Origin of the sequence: Amycolatopsis sp. NPDC051758 (assembly GCF_044453095.1) — a bacterium.
Classification (GTDB): domain Bacteria; phylum Actinomycetota; class Actinomycetes; order Mycobacteriales; family Pseudonocardiaceae; genus Amycolatopsis.
In genome coordinates this window covers 164837-182797 of record NZ_JBITCJ010000010.1, presented here as the reverse complement: position 1 = coordinate 182797, position 17961 = coordinate 164837, and the positions used below count along the sequence as shown (strand labels likewise).

Below are 17961 nucleotides of genomic sequence, written 5' to 3'. Positions count from 1 at the left end.
GTGCAACGTTTGGTTGCGTGTCACGTTAGCGGCGCCGGCGGCGATGCGCAACCATCGGTTGCATGAAGGTCCTTCTGGACCCAGGCGACGTCCCGCCACGCGCCGTGTTTCCAGCCGACCTTCCGGTAGACGCCCGCCAGCTCGAATCCGAGTGCGCGGTGCAGGCCGGCACTGGCGTCGTTGGGGAGCGTCATACCGGCGAAGGCGCGGCAGAAGCCGTGGTCCCGCAGTCGTTCGAAGAGCGTCTCGTACAGTGCGCGGCCGGCGCCGGTGCGGCGGCGGCCGTGTTCGAGGTAGATGCTCGTTTCGCACGACCACTGGTAGGCGGCGCGCTCGGCGAAGGGGTGCGCGTAGGCGAACCCGGCGACGTGGCCGTCGTCTTCGAGGACGAACCACGCGTGGGCGTCGGTGATCCGGTGGGCCATCTCGGCGGTGTCGGGTGGTTCGGTTTCGAAGGAGATGACGGTGTCGGTGACGTAGGGCGCGTAGACGGCGGCGCAGGCGGCTGCGTCTTCGGGAGTGGCTTCTCTGATTGACATGGCTCATATGGTAGCCAGAAGTGGTCGTATAGTATCAACTCATGATCGATCCCCTGACTGCCCGCCTGGCCGCCACCGTGCACACGGCACGGACGTCGCAAGGCCTTTCGGCGGCCGCGTTGGCCGAGACCTCCGGGGTGTCGCGCGCGATGATCGGCAAGATCGAGCGGGGTGACGTGCAGCCGACGGCCGCGTTGCTGGCGAAGCTCTCGGCCGCGCTGGGCCTGACGCTTTCGGAGTTGATCGCGCGGGCGGAGGGTGACGAGCGGCGGCTGGTGCGCGCGGCGGAGCAGCCGGTGTGGGTGGATCCGGACACCGGGTACCGGCGACGGGCCGTCTCCCCCGCGGCCGGCCGGCCGCTTGAGCTGGTGGAGATCGAGTTGCCCGCGGGTGCGAAGGTGCCGTTGCTCGCGAGCGCGTTCCTGCACCAGCAGATCTGGGTGCTCGAGGGTCGGCTGCGGTTTCGGGAGGGGGCCGAGGTGCACAACCTGGACACCGGGGACTGCCTGCAGCTGGGGACGGCGGCGGACCGGGTGTTCGAGAACCCGGGGTCCCTCCCCTGCCGGTACCTGCTGGCGCTGGTGCCGCGCGCTACCTGACCAGGTGATCCGGGGTGCCGTCGCGGCCTGGGCCCGCTAGCTTCGCGCGGTGCGCCGTCTGCGGAGGATCTGGTACCAGTGTGCGGAGTTCCTGCTCGTGCTGCTGGGGTTGGGGTGGCTGGTCGCGCCCGACACCGGGCTGGACGTGGTGTTCCTGCTGGCGTGGGACGCGGTCGCGGTGACGGTGATCGTGACGCGGTGGTTGCGGATCCGCCGGTACCGGCTGGTGGGCGACACCGAGCCGACGTGGTTGCACAGCCTGCTGGGGCGCCGGTCGAGTTTTGCGGCGACGCTGGTGGTGAGCGTGGTCGGGATGTCGGCGGGCGGGTTGATCCTGGTGGCGAACGCGATCGCCGAGGAGGACGACGAGACGGCGTTCGTGCTGCAGATCTGTGCGGTGCCGGCGGTGCTGGCGGCGTGGATCCTGCTGCACTTCGGGTACGCGGACCGGTACGCGCACCTGCACCACCGGGCCGCTCCGGGGCCGGGGTTGCGGTTCCCGGCGACGGAGCGGCCCAACCTGCTGGATTTTGCGTACTTCGCCTTCACCGTGGGGACTTCGTTCGCGACGTCCGATGTGGAGGTTCAGGCGCGGCCGATCCGGTACACGGTGCTGACGCACAGCGTGCTGTCGTTCGTCTACAACACGGCGATCCTGGGGATCGCGGTGGGTGTGATCACCGGGAAGTAGCGAAGGCGTCGACGCCGGTGAGTTCGGCCGAGAGCGTCCAGAGGCGGGCGGCCTGCTCGGGGTCGATGGCGTAGTCGCGGACGCCGACGCGGAGTCCGACGTCGGTGACGCCGTCGCCGTCGGGGGCGGGTTCGGCGACCTCGCAGTCCTCGAGGTAGACCCCGCCGAGGCCGTCGAGCCGGGGTGAGGTGGCGGCCCAGACCTGGGTGGCGGCGCCGGCTTCGGGGGTCTTGAAGTAGCCGCTGGGGTTGCCGTTCTCGTCGACCCAACCCTGTGCCACGCGCTCTTCCTGCGGGATGTGGCGGGCGAGGTGGGTCAGGATCGAGCCGGGGTGCAGGGCGAAGGCGCGCACGCCGCGGTCCTGGCCGAGCCGGTCGAGCTGGACGGCGAACAGGACGTTGGCGGTCTTGGCCTGACCGTAGGCGAGCCACTTGTCGTAGCCGGTCTCGAAGTGGGGGTCGTCCCAGCGGATCGGTGAGAAGTGGTGGCCGCGCGAGGACACCGAGACGATGCGGGCGCCGTCGGCGATCGCCGGCCACAGCCGGTTGACCAGGGCGAAGTGGCCGAGGTGGTTGGTGGCGAACTGGGCTTCCCAGCCGGGCCCGACGCGGGTTTCGGGGGCGGCCATGATGCCGGCGCTGGTGATGACGATGTCGAGCCGGCGGCCGGTGGCCAGGAAGCGGTCGGCGAACGCGTGGACGCTGGTCAGGTCGCCGAGGTCGAGTTCGTCGAGCTCGACGTTCTTGATGCCGTTGAGGGCTTCCTCGGCGGTGGCGCGGCGGCGGGCCGGGACGACGACGTGGGCGCCGGCGTTCACCAGGGCGCGGGTGGTCTCCAGGCCGAGGCCGGAGTAGCCGCCGGTCACGAGGGCGAGCTTGCCGGTCAGGTTGATGCCGTCGAGGACCTCCGCCGCGGTGCTCGTGGCGCCGTAGCCGGAGCCGATCCGGTGCTGGGGTGTGGTCATGCCTTCGACCGTAGGAGCTGGAGTGCGCTCCAGTGCAACCCCGCGGGAGGATGGCCGCGTGGAGCGGGTGCTGGTGCTGGGGTGCGGCGGGTCCGGGAAGTCGGTGTTCGCGCGACGGCTCGGCGCGGTGGCCGGGTTGCCCGTCGTGGAGCTGGACGCGGTGTTCTGGCAGCCGGGCCCGGCGGGGTTGTCGCGGGCGGACTGGGTGGCGCGGCAACGGGAGCTGGTCGCCGGTCCGAAGTGGATCCTCGACGGTGACCTCGGGCCCTACGACGTCCTCAAGGTGCGGCTGGGGGTGGCGGACACGGTGGTGCTGCTGAACCTGTCGCCCCTGCGATGTGTGTGGCGGGCGCTTCGGCGTGGCCGCGAGCGGTGGGACTTCTGGTGGTGGGTGCTGACCTACCGCCGTCGGCACCTGCCCGCGCTGCGCCGGGTGCTCGCGGTGTCCGATGTGGACGTCGTGGAGCTGCGCTCACCGCGTGCGGTCGAGACGTTCCTCAGCCGCGCAGGCTGAGTGACGCGAGTGCGTGCTCGATCCAGGCGGTGAGGAAGCGGTCCGGGGCGAGGTCGCCGGGGGTGTGTCCGATGAGGACGTCCAGGATCGGGTAGTAGGTGAGGGACGCGACCAGCACGGCCGCGGTGGCTTCGGGGTCGGTGACGTCCGCGCGGCCCTGGTCCCGCAGGGTGGTGATCCACTCGGTGCCGCGCCGGTAGACCGTGGCGACAACGCCCTGCCACATGGCTTCGAACAGCTCCGGGAAGCCGGTGAACTCGCGGATCATCAGCCGGACGAGGTCGCGGTCGGCGGCCAGGAACGCCCAGACGACGCCGGCGAGCACGTGCAGGGCCTCGCGCGGGTCGTCGGGGAGCTCCGCGTCGGCGGTTTCGGACGTGCGGGCGGCGAGGCGTTCGAGGTTGTCGTGCACCGCGGCCTCGAGGAGCGCGGCCTTGGACGGGAAGTGCTTGTAGAGCGCGCCGGAGCCGGGGTGGAGACCGCAGGCGGTCTGGATGTCGGCGACCGAGGTGGCGTCGTAGCCGCGGGTGGCGAAGAGGCGGACGGCCTCGTCGAGGATGCGGCGTCGGGTGACGCCGGGGGTTGTTCGAGCCATAGTGAGAAACTACTCTCTTTCTATGGTGGAAGTGACCGTGGAAGAGACCGTGTTGTGCACCCCGGAGGCCTTTCTCGCGCTGGTCATGGATCCGCGGCGGTACGCGGAGATCGACCGCAAGCTGGGCCGGATCGACTGGGTCCGCCGCGAGGGGGACGTCACGGAGTTCCGGTTCCGGTCGGCGCTGCCGGGGCTGGGCCCGGGGCCGAAGATCGTGTCCCGGATGACGCTGACGCCGGGCGAGCGGGTCGACGTCCGGTTGCCGGACCGGCCGGAGAACCGGCTCGCGCGCCGGGTGTCGACCTTCGAGGCGTGCTTCTCGTGTGTGCCGGTGGACGGCGGGATCCGGGTGACGCGCCGGATCGTGTTCGGGTTCGCCGCTCCCCTGCGCCCGCTGCTGGAGCCGCTCGTGCGACGGAAGCTGCGAGCCGACGTCGAGGCCGAGGTGCGGGGCGCGAAGCGGCTCCTGGAGCGTTGACTGAAGTAATGAATCGGTGGTTCACTTCTTGACGTGCCCTACCGCCGCACCCCGAAGGTGCAGGAACGCCTGGACGCCCAGCGCGAGACGATCGTCGCCGCGGCGACACGACAGCTGGCCGAACACGGGTACGGCGGCTGTTCCGTCGCCGCGGTCGCCGAGCGCGCCGGGGTTGCGGTCGGCAGCGTCTACCAGCACTTCCCCACCAAGGCCGACCTGGTCGTGCACGTGTTCCGGCAGGTCGTGACGCGGGAGGTCGAGGCGGTCCGGGCGGCGTCCGCGCAGCCGGGTGCGCCCGCCGAACGGGTCCTGGCGGTGTTCGAGACCTTCGCCCAGCGCGCGCTCAAGGCGCCGCGGCAGGCGTACGCGCTGCTCGCCGAGCCGGTCGACGCGCTGATCGACGCCGAGCGCCTGGAGTTCCGCCGGGCGTTCACCGAGGTGGTCGCCGAGCACGTCGCCGCCGGGGTGCGGACCGGCGCGCTGCCGCCGCAGGACGGCCGGCTGACCGCCGCCGCGCTGGTGGGCGCCGCCGCCGAGGTCTTGATCGGCCCGTTGACCAGCGGGAACGCCGGTGACGTCGCCGAGCTTCGCACGTTTGTCGTCCGCGCTCTAGGAGGTTCCGATGCCCGCCACGCATGAGGTCACCAACCAGGTTCCGCCGCTGGCGGGCCACGACGTCGGGGCCGACCCGGCGTTGCTGGAGGGACTCGAGCGGGCGAACGCGGGCTGGGCCGCCGACGAGGTGCACAACCTGGGCCGGCTGGCCGGCAGCGAACAAGCCCAGGAATGGGGCCGGCTGGTCAACGAGAACGAGCCGGTGCTGCGCACGCACGACCGGTACGGGAACCGCATCGACGAGGTCGAGTTCCACCCGCACTGGCACGACCTGATGGACGTCGCGGTGTCACACGGGCTGCACGGCACGGCCTGGCAGGACCCGCGCGAAGGCGCGCACGCGGCCCGCGCGGCGAAGTTCTACGTGTGGGGCCAGGTCGAGGCCGGGCACAGCTGCCCGATTTCCATGACCTACGCGGCGATCCCGGCACTGCGGGCCAACCCGGAGCTGGCCGCGCGGTACGAGCCGCTGCTGGCGGCGACCGAGTACGACTTCGGGCTGCGCGAGCCGAGCACCAAGCGCGGGCTGATCGCGGGCATGTCGATGACCGAGAAGCAGGGCGGCTCCGACGTCCGGGCGAACACCACGACGGCGGTGCCGAGCGCCGACGGCAGTTACACCCTGGTCGGGCACAAGTGGTTCACCTCGGCGCCGATGTCGGACATGTTCCTGACCCTGGCCCAGGCGCCCGGCGGGCTGTCGTGCTTCCTGCTCCCCCGGGTGCTGCCGGACGGCTCGCGCAACCCGATCCGGCTGCAGCGGCTGAAGGACAAGCTGGGCAACCGGTCGAACGCGTCGTCGGAGATCGAGTACGACAACGCCGTGGGCTGGCTCGTCGGTGAGGAGGGCCGCGGGGTCCGCACGATCATCGAGATGGTCAACAACACCCGGCTCGACTGCACCCTGGGCAGTGCCTCGGGGATGCGGCTGGGCGCGGTGCGGGCGGTCCACCACGCGACCCACCGGCACGCCTTCGGCAAGGCGCTGGTCGACCAGCCGCTGATGGCGAACGTCCTGGCGGACCTGGTGCTGGAGTCCGAGGCGGCGACCACGGTGGCGATGCGGCTGGCCGCGGCCGGCGACCGGCGCGGCGACGAGCAGGAACAGGCGTTCCGGCGGCTCGGGCTGGCGGTGTCGAAGTACTGGGTGTGCAAGCGGGCGCCGATGCACGCGGCCGAGGCCCTGGAATGCTTCGGCGGCAACGGTTACGTCGAGGAATCGGGCATGCCGCGGCTCTACCGCGAGGCGCCGCTCTCGTCGATCTGGGAGGGCTCGGGCAACGTCGCCGCGCTGGACGCGTTGCGCGCCATGGGGAAGCAGCCGGAGTCGGTCGCGGCCTTCTTCGCCGAGGTCGAGCAGGCCGCCGGTGGTGACGCCCGGCTCGACGACGCCGTCGACCGCGTCCGCAAGGAGCTGACCGACCTCGAGGGCATCGAGTACCGGGCGCGACGGCTGGTCGAGGCGATGGCGCTGGTGCTGCAGGGCTCGCTGCTGGTGCGTCACGGCCACCCGGCGGTGGCGGACGCGTTCTGCGCGTCCCGCTTCGGCGGCGACTGGGGCATCGCGTTCGGGACCCTGCCGGCCGGGGTGGACACGGCCGCGATCATCAACCGCGCCTCGGTCGGCTAGCGGCCGAGGGCGTCCAGTGCCCCGGCGACCGCCGCGGCCTTGAGGTCCTCGACCGGGGCGTCGGGGAACTGCATGCAGACGTCCTGCAGGCCGCCGAGGGCGAGGATCGCGCGGGCCTGGTGTTCGAGCGTGGGCTCGGGGCCGCAGATCAGCTCGGTGAGCCGGGTGCGCCAGCCGAGTGCCTTGTCGATGAGCCCGAGGTCGGCCAGCGTCGGCATCTCGCTCAGCAGCATGATCACGTCCGCGCGGTGGCGGTAGTTGAAGTCGAAGAAGCCCTCGATCAGCTCCCGGACCGGCGCGTCGCCGCGGGCCTCCTGGGCGAGGAGGAAGTTCTCGCCGTCGTCGAGCATCGGCTGCACGATGCTGCGCACCAGGTCGTCGCGTGACGGGAAGTGGTAGTAGAGCGCGGGTTTGGTGATGCCGAGGCGGTCGGCGATGTCCTGCAGGCTGGTGCGCTGGACGCCCTGGCTGGTGAACAGGTCGCGGGCGACGTCCTGGATGCGCTGTTTGGTGTCGGAGGGTTTCGGCACCGGCCCAGCATAACTGACTTAACGATAGGTAAGGAGCCGTGGTACAACTTACCTACCGTTAAGTCAGGGAGGTACTCATGCGGATTCTCGTCTCCGGCGCCAGCATCGCGGGTCCGGTGCTGGCCTATTGGCTCACCCGGCACGGCTTCGACGTCACCGTCGTCGAGCGCGCGCCCGCGCTGCGCAAGACCGGCGGCCACGCGGTCGACCTGTTCCGCCCAGCCATGGACATCACCGAACGGATGGGCGTGCTGCCCCGCGTCGAAGCCCGCAAGACCGGCACGACCCGGATGACGCTGCACCGCGAAGGCGCCCGGCGGCCGGTGCGGATCGACCTGTCCAAGATCTACCGCGCCACCTCCGACCGGCACGTCGAGATCATGCGCGACGACCTCAGCGAGATCTACTACGACGCCGGCCGCGACGACGTCGAGTACCTCTTCGGCGACTCGATCACCGCCATCTCCCCCGACGGCGAAGTCACCTTCGAACACGCCGCACAGCGCAGGTTCGACGTCGTCGTCGGCGCCGACGGACTGCACTCGAACGTCCGCCGCCTGGTGTTCGGAGAGGAAGCCGGGCTCACCAAGTTCATCGGGGCCTACCTCGCCGTGCTGTCCCTGCCCGGCACCCACGGCCTCGGCGACGGCGAGACCGACCTGCACCTGGGCCCCGGCCGCACCGCGGGGATCTACAGCGCCCGGCACCTGGACGAGGCCCGCGCGGTGTTCCTGTTCCGCCGCGACGAGCAGCTCGACTACCACCACCGGGACGTCGCGCGGCAGAAGGAACTGCTGCGCGAGGCGTTCGCCGGAATGCACCCGCAGGTCGAGGGCTGGCTGGCCGGCCTGGACGGCGCGGGCCCGTTCTACTTCGACTCGATCACCCAGCTGCAGCTGGAAACCTGGTCACGCGGGCGCATCACGCTCGTCGGCGACGCCGGGTATTGCCCGGGCCCCGCGGTCGGTGGCAGCACCAGCCTCGCGGTCCTCGGCGCGTACGTCCTGGCGGGCGAGCTGGCCGCGGCCGGCGGCGACCACGAGCGCGCCTTCGCCGCCTACGAACGGGAAATGGGCGAGCTGGTGCGCAAGAGCCGGGCGTTCGCGGCCGGCGCCGCGCGGAGCCTGATCCCCGCCTCGCGTGCCGGGGTCTGGGCGCTGGCCCGCGGCGGCCAGCTCGTCACGGCGCTGCCGGCCCGGCTGACCACGGCGCTCGCAAAGCTGAACACCGGCGGTGTCCGGATGCACGACACGATGACGGTCAAGGACTACGCCGTCACGCCCGTGGGCTGAGCCCGTCGGTGAGGACGCCGACCATCCGCTGGTTGAACTCGAGGTCCTCACCCCGCACCGGCTGGCAGAGCAGGGCCACAGCGTGCAGGAGATCCTTCGCGCCGACGTCGTCGCGGATCTCCCCCGCCTCGGCCGCCGCCTCGAGCAGGGCACTCAGGACCGGTTCCATCTGCTGCATGAAGTAGCCGGGCAGGGCGTCGAACGCCGGGTCACCCGAGTGCAGGGCCGTGGCGAAGCCCCGCTTGGTGCCGACGAACGCGGTGTAGCGGCGCAACCACCTCCGCAGCGCTTCGCCCGGCTCGTGGTCGGCGCTCAGCGCCGGCCCCGCCTGCGCCACGACGTCGATCTCCCGCTGCAGCACCGCCGCGACCAGGTCCGCGCGCTGCGGGAAGTGCCGGTACAGCGTGCCGACGCCGACGCCGGCCAGGTCGGTGATCTCCTTCGCCGGCGCGTCCACGCCTGAGGTGGCGAACACGCTCTTCGCCGCTTCGAGCAGCGCGTCGACGTTGCGCTGAGCGTCGGCACGCCGGCGGCGCGGCGGGGTGCTCTCGGTCATGGTGCTCCTCGGGGGTGGCTAAGCGGAAAGGCTTTCCGTATAGTTTGTGGAAAGCCTTTCCGCTTATGGCGAGGATACCCCGAGGAGCCCCCATGCAGTATCGCACCCTGGGCCGGACCGGCATCAAGGTCAGCCCCTACGCGCTCGGCACCCTGATGTTCGCCACGACCATGGGCAACGCGCCCGAAGACTCGGCCCGCATCATCCACAAGGCACTCGACGCCGGCATCAACTTCGTCGACACCGCCGACGCCTACGGCGACTCCGAGGAGATCGTCGGCAAAGCCCTCGAAGGCCGCCGCGACGACGTTGTGCTCGCCACCAAGTTCGGCCGCCCCACCGGGCAGGACCCCAACCACCAGGGCGCCTCACGACGCTGGATCGTCACCGCCGTGGAGAACTCGCTGCGCCGCCTGCGCACCGACCACATCGACCTCTACCAGCTGCACCGGCCCGACCCCGGCACCACCATCGACGAGACCCTCGCCGCCCTGGACGACCTGCTCCGCAGCGGCAAGGTCCGCGCGATCGGCGCGTCCCAGACTCCCGCGTCCGACATCGTCGAAGCCCAATGGGTCGCTTCGCGGCGCGGCCTCACCGCGTTCCACACCGAGCAGCTCGCCTACTCGCTGCTCAACCGCGGCATCGAACGCGAGATCCTGCCCACCATCCAGCGGTTCGACATGGGCACGCTCGTCTGGGGACCGCTCGGCCAGGGCCTGCTCACCGGCCGCGTGCGCCGCGGCGAGCCGAACGACCTGCGCCGCGCCGGCCTGGTCCGCCACCTCACCGACGAACGCCGCCTCGACGTCGTCGAACAGCTGATCCCGCTCGCCGAAGAGGCCGGGCTGCCGATGACGCACCTCGCCATGGCGTTCACCATCACCCACCCCGGCGTCACCAGCGCCCTCCTCGGCGCCCGCACGATGCAGCACCTCGACGACCTGCTCGCCGGCCTCGACGTCACCCTCACCGACGAGGTCCTCGACCGCATCGACGAGATCGTGCCGCCCGGCACCGACGTCGGCACGCTCGACCAGGCGTTCCAGCCTCCGGCGGTGGAGCAGCCGGTGCTGCGGCGGCGTCCCGCCGGGGAGCGCGCCGCCGCCTAGCCGCGGTGGTGGTGGTCGGCCGCATCCTGGTCGCGGCCCGGGCGGCCGTCGATGAACTCACGGAGGATGTCGGCGTGGCCGGCGTGCTGAGTGGTCTCGGCGACCACCCGTACGAGCAGCGACGGGACCGGCGGCGGGCGCCTACGCAGTCGCCGAGGGAACCGAACTCGACCCGGCGACGTGTTCGACCAGCCCCAGCACATTGGTCGCCATCGGTGTCATCGGCCGGCGGATGGCAGTGCCGGCCACCGAGAAACCCCGGGACAGCGGGGCGCCGACGTGCGCGCACCAGCAGAGCCGGGCGGGCGCGCGGGAGACCCGCGCGCCCGCACCCCCAGTGGGCTCGGCGGAACCCCGCCGTCATCGCACAGGAGACAACGAGTACCGCGCTGGATACCGGGAATCCCGGCGATTTTCAGCCCGGCAACAGCCCCGGGTCGGTCTCCGGCGGACCCGCGGGCCACCACTCGCCGTCCTCGAGCCGGTACGGGTGCCAGCGGCCCTGGCGGTCCAGCCGCAGCTGCGTCTCGCCGGCCGTGCAGTGGTTGCGGTTGAACACCGGCTCGTCCTCGGTGACGTCGGCGAGCGCGGCCCGGGCGGCCGCGAGGGCCGCTTTCGGTGGCGACCACGGTGCTTCGAGGACGTCCAGACCGGCGCTCCCGCCGAACGTCCACGCCGCGACCGCCCGCCGGAAGTTCGCTCCCTCGCCCAGCCGCTCGGCCGCCGCGGGGAACTCCGCCGCCAGCCGGACCGCGTCGTGACGCCGTCCTGGCCACGGCTCTCCCGCCAGCAGCGCCCGCGCCTGACCCGACGCGTTCGCCGTCAACAGCGCAAAAGCCTCGGCCGGCACACCGGGCGCGGCCGGGATCGACGGCGCCCCCGACGGCTGGAACGCGGCCAGGTCGGGCAGCTCCCCCGGCGTCCGGTCCGCCGCCACGGCGGCGAAGTCCTCCCGCGGCGCGGTCCGGCTCTCCAGCTCCTCCCGGATCTCGCGCTCACCCAAACCCCGCATCAGCAACAGCACGAACGGGTCCGTGTCCAGCAGCCACGACGCCTGGAACGACAGCGCCGCCGCGTGTTTGCAGGGCAGCTCCCAGCCCGGGCAGTCGCACTCCGGGTCGAGGTCGCCGATCACGGGCAGCAGGTGGACGCCGGCGTCGTCGGCCGCCTCCACCAGGTCGTGCGGCATGTCCCGGTCCAGCAGCGCCGCCAGGTGCCCGGCCCGCGACGCGACCCGGTCGAGGAACCGTGTCCAGTCCCCCTCCGACAGCTCGGCCAGCCGCAGCTCCGTCCGGTACGGGCCGCCGTCGACGTCATCGACCACCGCCGCGATCCGGCCCGGGCTCACCGTGATCGGCCCGACCAGCCCGGCCGCGGCGTACCGGCGGCCCGCCTTGAGCTGGCGCAGGTCCAGCGCGGTGTCCTCCATCGCGCTCACCCACGCCCGGCCCCACCACGACGTCGCGAACTTCCCCCGCGCCCCGGTGGCCCCGAACGCGGGGAAGCCGCGCACTCGCTCGTCGTTCATCCGCGGCTCCTCAGCTCGACGAGCTCCGCGAGCTCGGTGTCCGACAGTTCGGTCAGCGCGGCCTCGCCGCCGGCCAGCACCGCGTCGGCCAGTGCCCGCTTCTCCCGCAGCATCACCGCGATCCGGTCCTCGACCGTGCCTTCGGTGACGAGCCGGTGCACCTGGACCGGCCGGGTCTGCCCGATCCGGTAGGCGCGGTCGGTCGCCTGGTCTTCGACGGCCGGGTTCCACCAGCGGTCGAAGTGCACGACGTGGTCGGCGCGCGTCAGGTTCAGCCCGGTGCCGGCCGCCTTGAGCGACAACAGGAACACCGGGACCGCACCGTCCTGGAACCGGGCGACCAGCTCCTCGCGGCGGGCCACCGGCGTGCCGCCGTGCAGCAGCTGGGTGCCGATCCCGCGGTCGGCGAGGTGCTTCTCCAGCAGCCGCGCCATGGCGACGTACTGGGTGAACACCAGCACCGCGCCACCCTCGGCGAGGATCGTCTCGAGCAGCTCGTCCAGCAGCTCCAGCTTCCCCGACCGGCCGCCGGGCTCCTTGAGGTACTGCGCCGGGTGGTTGCAGATCTGCTTCAACGCCGTCAGCAGCTTCACGATCCGGCCGCGGCGCGCGATGCCGTCGCTCGCGGCGATGTCGGCCATCATCTCCCGCACGACCGCCTCGTACAGCGCCGCCTGTTCCGGGCTGAGCGCCACCGGCCGGTCGGTCTCGGTCTTCGCCGGCAGCTCCGGCGCGATCCCGGGGTCGGACTTGCGGCGCCGCAACAGGAACGGCCGCAGCAACCGCGCCAGCCGTCCCGCGGCCCCGGGGTCGCCCGCCTCGATCGGCCTCGCCCAGCGCGCCCGGAACTCCGTCAGCGACCCGAGCAGGCCCGGCGCCGTCCAGTCGAGGATCGCCCACAGCTCCGAGAGCGTGTTCTCCACCGGCGTGCCGGTCAGCGCCACCCGCGCGGCCGCGGGCACCAGCCGCAACGCCTTCGCCGTGCCCGACCGGTGGTTCTTGACGTGCTGGGCCTCGTCCGCGACCAGCAATCCCCACTGCGTCGAGGCCAGGGGCGCGGGATCGGTGCGCAGCGTGCCGTAGGTGGTCAGGACGAAGCCGTCCGCGCCGTCGAGGGACCGGGCGGCGCCGTGGAACCGCCGCACCGGCACCCCGGGGGCGAACCGGCGGATCTCGCGTTCCCAGTTGCCCAGCAGCGAAGCCGGGCAGACGACCAAGGTCGGTCCGGCTTCCAGCGGCGTCCGGTGCAGGTGCAGCGCGATCAGCGTGACCGTCTTGCCCAGGCCCATGTCGTCGGCGAGACAGCCGCCGAGGCCGAGCCCGGTGACCGTGGCCAGCCACTGCAGCCCGCGCAGCTGGTAGTCCCGCAGCGACGCCGCCAGCCCGGCGGGCGGCGCCTGCGGCTCCGGGGGTTCGGACAGCCGTTCCCGCAGCCGCGCCAGCCAGCCGTCGGTGACCACTTCGACCGGCTCGCCGTCGACCTCGGTGGTCCCGGACAGCACGGCGCCCAGCGCGTCGACCGGGGTGAGCGGCTTCAACGTCCGCTCCCGGGCCTTCGCCGCCAGCGCCGGGTCGACCAGCACCCAGCGGTCCCGCAGCCGCACCACCGGGCGGCGGGCCTCGGCGAGCGCGTCCAGCTCCGCCTCGGTCAGCACCTCACCACCCAGGGCGAGCTGCCAGTCGAACGCCAGCGCCCGCCCGCCGCCGAAGAACGACGGCAGGTCACCGGGTGCGTCCCCGGCCCGCACCACGGCCCGGGCGGTCAGGGCTCCCGCCAGCTCGGCCGGCCAGTGCACGTCGATCCCGGCTGCCGCCAGCCGCGGGGCCGCGGCCGCGACCAGCTCGGTCACCTCGTCCCCGCCCAGCACCAGCTCGTCCGGCACGGCCGAGGTCAGCAACGGGCCCAGCGCCGGCCACACCTGCGCACCCCGCCGCAACGCCAGCACGACGTCGATGCGCGCCCGCGGCCCGAACCGGCCGGTCGCCCACAGCTGCGCCGCGTCGGCGACCTGGCCCGGATCGGCGAGGCTGTGCACCTGCACGACGGCGTGGTAGCGGCCGGCGTCGAACCCGTCGGGCGCCTCGATCCGCAGGGACACCCGGATGCCCGAGTCGAGCCCGGCGGCCAGTTCGTCGGCCCAGTCGCGGACGGCCTCGGCGCGTTGCGGGGCGACCGCGGCGAACAACCGCGTCCCGGCCGCCTTCGCCGCGGCGGGCGTCCGGGGCAGCGTGTCCGCGACGGCGTCGAGGAAGGCTCGCAGCAGCGGCCCCGGCGCCCGGTCGTCGGCGGGCATCGCGGCCGCGAGATCCCGCAGCCACGCGGCTTCCGCCGGTTCGAGCGGCCCGACGCGCCAGGCGTCGTGCCCGGCCTCGGTGACCCCCGGCAGCAGCCGTCCCGCCGCGACCAGCTGCAGCGCGGCCTTCGCCGCGGTCGCCCAGAACAGCACGGACGGATCCGCATCCGTCGTGGTGAGCAGTTCCTGCAGACCGTCCGTGATGGACAGTGTCCGGTCCTCGAGCACCAGGTGTCCCGCTCGTGGCGGTTCCCCCGGCAAGAAGTCGGCGTTCAGTTCCCCAGCCTCCCGTATCGGCGCACGGACAACGGCACGAACACCCCGAGCAGCACCAGCGGCCACACCACCGCCATCAGCACCGGGTGCGCACTCACCCAGGACGTCCCCGCCGCCCCCGGGTTGCCGAACAGCACCCGCGCCGCCGTCACCGTGGAGGACAACGGGTTCCACTCCGCCACGGTTCCCAGCCAGGCCGGCATCGTCGACGTCGCCACGAACGCGCTGGAGAGGAACCCGAACGGGAACTCCAGCGTCTGCGCCAGCGTCACCATCGACGGGTCCGACGTCAGCAGGCCCAGGTAGATCCCGGCCCACACCAGCGCCGTCCGCAGCAGGAGCAGCAGCAGGAACGCGGCCACGGTCTCACCGAGGCCGCCGTGCGGCCGCCACCCGACGGCGAACCCGCAGCCGAGCAGCACCGCCAGCGCGAGCACCGCGTTGACCAGGTCCGCGGCCACGCGCCCGGTGAGCACCGCCGACGGCGCCATCGGCAGCGACCGGAACCGGTCGGTGACGCCCTTCGCGGCGTCGTCCAGCACCGCGATCATCGTTCCCGACAGCCCGAACGCCATCGTCATGGCGAACATCCCCGGCATCAGGAACTCGCGGTAGGAGCCGCCGCCCGGCACGCTCATCCCGCCGCCGAGCAGGTAGGCGAAGATCAGCACCATCAGGATCGGGAAGGCCACCACGGTGGCCAGCCGGGCCGGGCGCCGCGCCAGGTGCGCGAGGTAGCGCTGGGTCAGCGTCCAGCTGTCCGTGATCGCCCAGGTCATCGCGCCACCCCCGTCAGCTCCAGGAACACTTCGTCGAGCGTCGGGTGCCGAAGAGCCACGTCGGCGAACGCCAAATCGGTCGCCGCCAGCGCACGCACCACCTCGGTCAGCATCGCCGGCTCCGCCGGCGCGCTCACCCGCAGCTCCTCGGTCACCGGCTCGGCGCCGGTGACCCGGGCCAGCAGCGCCGCGGCCGCGCCGGTGACGTCCGGATCGGTCACCACCAGCTCGATCCGGGTCGCCCCGAGCGAGCCCTTCAGCTCGGCCGGGGTGCCTTCGGCGATCACGCGCCCGTGTTCCACCAGGGAGATCCGGTCGGCGAGGCGGTCGGCCTCTTCCAGGTACTGGGTGGTGAGCAGCACCGTCGTGCCGTCGGCGACCAGGGACCGCACCGCCTTCCACACCTCGATGCGGCTGCGCGGGTCCAGCCCGGTCGTCGGCTCGTCGAGGAACAGCACCTGCGGGGCCGCGAGCAGCGACGCGGCCAGGTCGAGGCGACGCCGCATCCCACCGGAGTAGGCGGACACCGGCTTCGACCCGGTGTCCGCCAGTCCGAAACGCTGCAGGAGGTCGTCTGCGCGGCGGGTGGCCTCGCGCCGGCCCAGGTGGTGCAGCCGCCCGAACAGCACCAGGTTCTGGCGCCCGGACAGCAGTTCGTCGACCGCGGCCTGCTGGCCGACCAGCCCGATCGCCGAACGGACCTTCGCCGGTTCGGTGGCGACGTCGAACCCGGCCACGCGCGCGACGCCGTCGTCGTGCCGCAGCAGGGTGCTCAAGACACGGACGGCCGTGGTCTTGCCCGCGCCGTTGGGTCCCAGCAGGCCGTGCAGCGAGCCCGCCGGGACCGAGAGGTCGAATCCATCGAGGGCGTACGCGGCGCCGTAGCGCTTGCGGAGTCCCTCGGCCTGGATCTGCAGAGTCATCTTCCCCCTTAACTCTGTACTGTGTACGAAGAAAGGTTAGCACAACTCTGTACAGCGTACGAGAATCTGGTGGGCAGAATGAGCGGCGTGAGCACCGAGGATGGCAGCTGCAGCGACCCACGACGGGGGATCGAGCTGCTCTGGGGCGTTTCCGCACCCCCGCGACGCGGCCCGAAGCCCAAGCTGACCACGGCCGACGTCGTCCGCGCGGCGATCACGCTGGCCGACGCCGACAGCCTGGACGCCGTCACCATCCGCGGGGTCGCCGAGCACCTCGGGGTCTCCCCCATGTCGCTCTACACCTACGTGCCCGGCCACGCCGAGCTGCTGGACCTGATGATCGACCACGCCCACGGGGAACTGCCCGTCCCCGCACCCGGCCTCGGCTGGCGCGCCGCGCTGACCGCGATCGCCGAAGAGCTGTGGGCGCTGTTCCACCGCCATCCCTGGCTGCTGCAGGCCGCCACCAGCCGGTCGGCACTGGGACCGCACAGCTTCGCCAAGTACGAGCACGAACTGCGCGCGGTCGACGGCATCGGGCTGGAAGACGTCGAGATGGACGCCGCGGTCACCGTGGTCACCGGCCTGGTCCGGGTCACCGCGCGCAGCTCGCTCGACGCCGCCCGCCTGGTCCGCACGAGTGGCCTGACCGACGCGCAGTGGTGGGAGCGCGCCGCGCCGGTGCTGGCCGGCATCCCGGCCGCCGACGCGGCGAACTACCCCCTCGCGTCCCGGGTCGGGCAGGCCGCGGGCGAGGCGCACAACGCCGCCGAGAATCCGGCCTACACCTTCCGCTTCGGCCTCGCGCGCGTCCTCGACGGCATCGAAGCTCTCGTGTCAGAGCGTCAGCGGTAGCGCGGCCGGGCGCCACGTCCCACCGTCGGGCGCGCGCGGCACGTCGTCGACGGCCAGCGCGAGGTCCGGGAAGCGGGTGAACAGCGCCGACAACGCCACCTCGGTCTGCACCCGCGCGATCGACGCACCCAGGCAGAAGTGCGGGCCGTGCGAGAACCCCAGCTGCGCCGGCCCTTCACGCCTCACGTCGAGCCGGTCGGCGTCGGTGAACACCCGCGGGTCGCGGTCAGCGGCCACCATCGCCGCGGTCACCCGCTCACCCCGGCGGATCAGCTGTCCGTCGATCTCGACGTCCTCCCGCGCGAACCGTGGTGTGGTCAGCAGCTGCGGGCTGCAGAAACGCATCAGCTCCTCGACCGCGCCCGGCCACCGCCCCGGCTCGGCCCGCAGCGCCGCGAGCTGGTCCGGGTGCCGCAACAGGGCTTCGACCGCGTTGGCGATCAGGTTCACCGGTGTCTGCCCGGCCAGCACCAGGTGCCAGACCAGGGTGACCAGCTCGGTGTCGGTGAGCCGGTCGTCGTCCTGCGCCCGGACGAGGTCCCCGATCAGGTCGTCACGGGGTTCGGCGCGGTTGCGGGCGACGACCTCTTTCGCGCCGGTGATGATCGCCGGGATCGCCGCGGCGAAGTCCTGCCCCATCCCACCTGCGACGGCGGCGCCGTACTCGCGCCAGCGCGGCCGGTCCGCGTCCGGAATGCCCACCAGTTCACAGATGACGTCCATCGGCAGTGGTCGCGCGAAGTGCGGCACGAGGTCGACAACGCCGTCTTCCGCGTGGGACGGCAGTTCGTCGAGCAGCCGTTCGGTGATCGCCGTCAGCCGTGGCCGCAGCTGCGCGGCGCGCTTCGGGGTGAAGGCCGGGGCCACCAGCCGGCGCAGGCGCAGGTGCTCGGGCCCGTCCTGCTCGGCCATCGTCCGCATGTACTCCAGGCAGTGGTCGGGGATGCCCGGCGGCCGCATGAAGCTGCCGGCGGTGACCTCGAACCGCGGGTCGCCCAGCATCGCGCGGGCCTCGCTGTAGCGGGTCAGCGCCCAGAACGGGCCGAAGCCGGGGATCACCAGCTTGGCCAGCGCGCCCGCTTCCCGGGCCTGGTCGTAGGCGGTGAACGGGTCGGTGAGGACCTTGAGGTCGGTCAGGTCGATCTCGGGGATCATCGGCAACTCCAGATGTTCACATCAGATGTTCTTATC

Annotated in this window: 20 protein-coding genes; 9 read left to right on the top strand and 11 right to left on the bottom strand. The window is 72.4% G+C overall.

Annotation, left to right across the window (positions count from 1 at the left end; genetic code table 11):
* Nucleotides 1-20: 20 nt before the first annotated feature.
* The gene (locus ACIA5G_RS38935) at nucleotides 21-539 is read right to left on the bottom strand and encodes a GNAT family N-acetyltransferase (protein ID WP_395932642.1); all 519 of its coding nucleotides are present in this window, start codon (nucleotides 537-539) and stop codon (nucleotides 21-23) included.
* Nucleotides 540-580: 41 nt separating this feature from the next.
* Here ACIA5G_RS38935 and ACIA5G_RS38930 point away from each other — a divergent pair, with 41 nt between their 5' ends.
* Nucleotides 581-1138 (top strand): helix-turn-helix domain-containing protein, encoded by a 558-nt coding sequence (locus ACIA5G_RS38930; protein WP_395932640.1) that lies wholly within the window; start codon nucleotides 581-583, stop codon nucleotides 1136-1138.
* A gap of 49 nt (nucleotides 1139-1187) precedes the next feature.
* Nucleotides 1188-1829, top strand: a complete 642-nt coding sequence (locus tag ACIA5G_RS38925; protein WP_395932638.1) for a DUF1345 domain-containing protein — start codon at nucleotides 1188-1190, stop codon at nucleotides 1827-1829.
* On the opposite strand, the gene ACIA5G_RS38920 is transcribed toward ACIA5G_RS38925, so the two are convergent.
* Nucleotides 1816-2793: an SDR family NAD(P)-dependent oxidoreductase gene (locus tag ACIA5G_RS38920; protein WP_395932636.1), complete on the bottom strand. Its 978-nt coding sequence runs from the start codon at nucleotides 2791-2793 to the stop codon at nucleotides 1816-1818. The genes ACIA5G_RS38925 and ACIA5G_RS38920 overlap by 14 nt on opposite strands.
* 58 nt (nucleotides 2794-2851) lie before the next feature.
* On the opposite strand from ACIA5G_RS38920, the gene ACIA5G_RS38915 reads away from it, so the two are divergent.
* Nucleotides 2852-3307, top strand: coding sequence for a DNA topology modulation protein FlaR (locus tag ACIA5G_RS38915; protein ID WP_395932634.1), 456 nt, complete (start codon nucleotides 2852-2854; stop codon nucleotides 3305-3307).
* Here ACIA5G_RS38915 and ACIA5G_RS38910 read toward each other — a convergent pair.
* On the bottom strand, nucleotides 3291-3902 hold the full coding sequence (locus ACIA5G_RS38910; protein WP_395932632.1) for a TetR/AcrR family transcriptional regulator: 612 nt from the start codon (nucleotides 3900-3902) through the stop codon (nucleotides 3291-3293). The genes ACIA5G_RS38915 and ACIA5G_RS38910 overlap by 17 nt on opposite strands.
* Before the next feature lie 22 nt (nucleotides 3903-3924).
* Between ACIA5G_RS38910 and ACIA5G_RS38905 the strand changes: the two genes are divergently transcribed.
* The 3 genes from ACIA5G_RS38905 to ACIA5G_RS38895 are packed head-to-tail and all read left to right on the top strand — an operon-like array spanning nucleotide 3925 to nucleotide 6625.
* Nucleotides 3925-4380, top strand: coding sequence for an SRPBCC family protein (locus ACIA5G_RS38905; RefSeq protein WP_395932630.1), 456 nt, complete (start codon nucleotides 3925-3927; stop codon nucleotides 4378-4380).
* 33 nt (nucleotides 4381-4413) lie between these two features.
* Nucleotides 4414-5019: a TetR/AcrR family transcriptional regulator gene (locus ACIA5G_RS38900; protein ID WP_395932628.1), complete on the top strand. Its 606-nt coding sequence runs from the start codon at nucleotides 4414-4416 to the stop codon at nucleotides 5017-5019.
* Complete coding sequence (locus ACIA5G_RS38895) at nucleotides 5003-6625, top strand: acyl-CoA dehydrogenase family protein (protein WP_395932626.1); 1623 nt, start codon at nucleotides 5003-5005, stop codon at nucleotides 6623-6625. The genes ACIA5G_RS38900 and ACIA5G_RS38895 overlap by 17 nt, the downstream gene beginning before the upstream one ends.
* Here the strand turns inward: ACIA5G_RS38895 and ACIA5G_RS38890 are convergent.
* Complete coding sequence (locus ACIA5G_RS38890; RefSeq protein WP_395932624.1) at nucleotides 6622-7155, bottom strand: TetR/AcrR family transcriptional regulator; 534 nt, start codon at nucleotides 7153-7155, stop codon at nucleotides 6622-6624. The two genes, ACIA5G_RS38895 and ACIA5G_RS38890, sit on opposite strands and share 4 nt — an antisense overlap.
* A 77-nt stretch (nucleotides 7156-7232) precedes the next feature.
* On the opposite strand from ACIA5G_RS38890, the gene ACIA5G_RS38885 reads away from it, so the two are divergent.
* A complete protein-coding gene (locus ACIA5G_RS38885; RefSeq protein WP_395932622.1) occupies nucleotides 7233-8447 on the top strand; it encodes an FAD-dependent monooxygenase in 1215 nt (404 codons plus the stop codon).
* Here ACIA5G_RS38885 and ACIA5G_RS38880 read toward each other — a convergent pair.
* Nucleotides 8431-9003 carry a TetR/AcrR family transcriptional regulator gene (locus ACIA5G_RS38880; protein WP_395932620.1) on the bottom strand — a complete coding sequence of 191 codons (573 nt, stop codon included), beginning with the start codon at nucleotides 9001-9003 and terminating at the stop codon, nucleotides 8431-8433. The genes ACIA5G_RS38885 and ACIA5G_RS38880 overlap by 17 nt on opposite strands.
* A gap of 92 nt (nucleotides 9004-9095) precedes the next feature.
* Between ACIA5G_RS38880 and ACIA5G_RS38875 the strand changes: the two genes are divergently transcribed.
* On the top strand, nucleotides 9096-10115 hold the full coding sequence (locus ACIA5G_RS38875; RefSeq protein WP_395932618.1) for an aldo/keto reductase: 1020 nt from the start codon (nucleotides 9096-9098) through the stop codon (nucleotides 10113-10115).
* Here ACIA5G_RS38875 and ACIA5G_RS38870 read toward each other — a convergent pair.
* The 5 genes from ACIA5G_RS38870 to ACIA5G_RS38850 form a co-directional block, all read right to left on the bottom strand.
* The gene (locus ACIA5G_RS38870) at nucleotides 10112-10222 is read right to left on the bottom strand and encodes a DUF664 domain-containing protein (RefSeq protein ID WP_395932616.1); all 111 of its coding nucleotides are present in this window, start codon (nucleotides 10220-10222) and stop codon (nucleotides 10112-10114) included. The two genes, ACIA5G_RS38875 and ACIA5G_RS38870, sit on opposite strands and share 4 nt — an antisense overlap.
* Before the next feature lie 308 nt (nucleotides 10223-10530).
* A complete protein-coding gene (locus ACIA5G_RS38865; RefSeq protein WP_395932614.1) occupies nucleotides 10531-11643 on the bottom strand; it encodes an SWIM zinc finger family protein in 1113 nt (370 codons plus the stop codon).
* Nucleotides 11640-14147, bottom strand: coding sequence for a DEAD/DEAH box helicase (locus tag ACIA5G_RS38860; RefSeq protein ID WP_395933063.1), 2508 nt, complete (start codon nucleotides 14145-14147; stop codon nucleotides 11640-11642). Before ACIA5G_RS38860 ends, ACIA5G_RS38865 begins: the two co-directional genes overlap by 4 nt.
* A 62-nt stretch (nucleotides 14148-14209) precedes the next feature.
* Nucleotides 14210-14992 (bottom strand): ABC transporter permease, encoded by a 783-nt coding sequence (locus tag ACIA5G_RS38855; RefSeq protein ID WP_395932612.1) that lies wholly within the window; start codon nucleotides 14990-14992, stop codon nucleotides 14210-14212.
* Nucleotides 14989-15915 carry an ATP-binding cassette domain-containing protein gene (locus ACIA5G_RS38850; protein ID WP_395932610.1) on the bottom strand — a complete coding sequence of 309 codons (927 nt, stop codon included), beginning with the start codon at nucleotides 15913-15915 and terminating at the stop codon, nucleotides 14989-14991. Before ACIA5G_RS38850 ends, ACIA5G_RS38855 begins: the two co-directional genes overlap by 4 nt.
* Nucleotides 15916-15993: 78 nt before the next feature.
* Here ACIA5G_RS38850 and ACIA5G_RS38845 point away from each other — a divergent pair, with 78 nt between their 5' ends.
* Entirely contained in the window at nucleotides 15994-16770 is a 777-nt protein-coding gene (locus tag ACIA5G_RS38845; protein ID WP_395932608.1) for a TetR/AcrR family transcriptional regulator, read from the top strand.
* On the opposite strand, the gene ACIA5G_RS38840 is transcribed toward ACIA5G_RS38845, so the two are convergent.
* Nucleotides 16753-17925, bottom strand: coding sequence for a cytochrome P450 (locus ACIA5G_RS38840; RefSeq protein WP_395932606.1), 1173 nt, complete (start codon nucleotides 17923-17925; stop codon nucleotides 16753-16755). The two genes, ACIA5G_RS38845 and ACIA5G_RS38840, sit on opposite strands and share 18 nt — an antisense overlap.
* Between the last annotated feature and the right edge of the window lie 36 nt (nucleotides 17926-17961).

Excerpts from the sequence above, each read along its gene's own strand:
- ACIA5G_RS38935 (WP_395932642.1), bottom strand. The coding sequence starts at position 539 with ATGTCAATCAGAGAAGCCACTCCCGAAGACGCAGCCGCCTGCGCCGCC.
- ACIA5G_RS38930 (WP_395932640.1), top strand. The coding sequence starts at position 581 with ATGATCGATCCCCTGACTGCCCGCCTGGCCGCCACCGTGCACACGGCA.
- ACIA5G_RS38920 (WP_395932636.1), bottom strand. The coding sequence starts at position 2,793 with ATGACCACACCCCAGCACCGGATCGGCTCCGGCTACGGCGCCACGAGC.
- ACIA5G_RS38910 (WP_395932632.1), bottom strand. The coding sequence starts at position 3,902 with ATGGCTCGAACAACCCCCGGCGTCACCCGACGCCGCATCCTCGACGAG.
- ACIA5G_RS38905 (WP_395932630.1), top strand. The coding sequence starts at position 3,925 with ATGGTGGAAGTGACCGTGGAAGAGACCGTGTTGTGCACCCCGGAGGCC.
- ACIA5G_RS38895 (WP_395932626.1), top strand. The coding sequence starts at position 5,003 with ATGCCCGCCACGCATGAGGTCACCAACCAGGTTCCGCCGCTGGCGGGC.
- ACIA5G_RS38885 (WP_395932622.1), top strand. The coding sequence starts at position 7,233 with ATGCGGATTCTCGTCTCCGGCGCCAGCATCGCGGGTCCGGTGCTGGCC.
- ACIA5G_RS38880 (WP_395932620.1), bottom strand. The coding sequence starts at position 9,003 with ATGACCGAGAGCACCCCGCCGCGCCGCCGGCGTGCCGACGCTCAGCGC.
- ACIA5G_RS38875 (WP_395932618.1), top strand. The coding sequence starts at position 9,096 with ATGCAGTATCGCACCCTGGGCCGGACCGGCATCAAGGTCAGCCCCTAC.
- ACIA5G_RS38865 (WP_395932614.1), bottom strand. The coding sequence starts at position 11,643 with ATGAACGACGAGCGAGTGCGCGGCTTCCCCGCGTTCGGGGCCACCGGG.
- ACIA5G_RS38855 (WP_395932612.1), bottom strand. The coding sequence starts at position 14,992 with ATGACCTGGGCGATCACGGACAGCTGGACGCTGACCCAGCGCTACCTC.
- ACIA5G_RS38850 (WP_395932610.1), bottom strand. The coding sequence starts at position 15,915 with ATGACTCTGCAGATCCAGGCCGAGGGACTCCGCAAGCGCTACGGCGCC.
- ACIA5G_RS38845 (WP_395932608.1), top strand. The coding sequence starts at position 15,994 with ATGAGCGGCGTGAGCACCGAGGATGGCAGCTGCAGCGACCCACGACGG.
- ACIA5G_RS38840 (WP_395932606.1), bottom strand. The coding sequence starts at position 17,925 with ATGATCCCCGAGATCGACCTGACCGACCTCAAGGTCCTCACCGACCCG.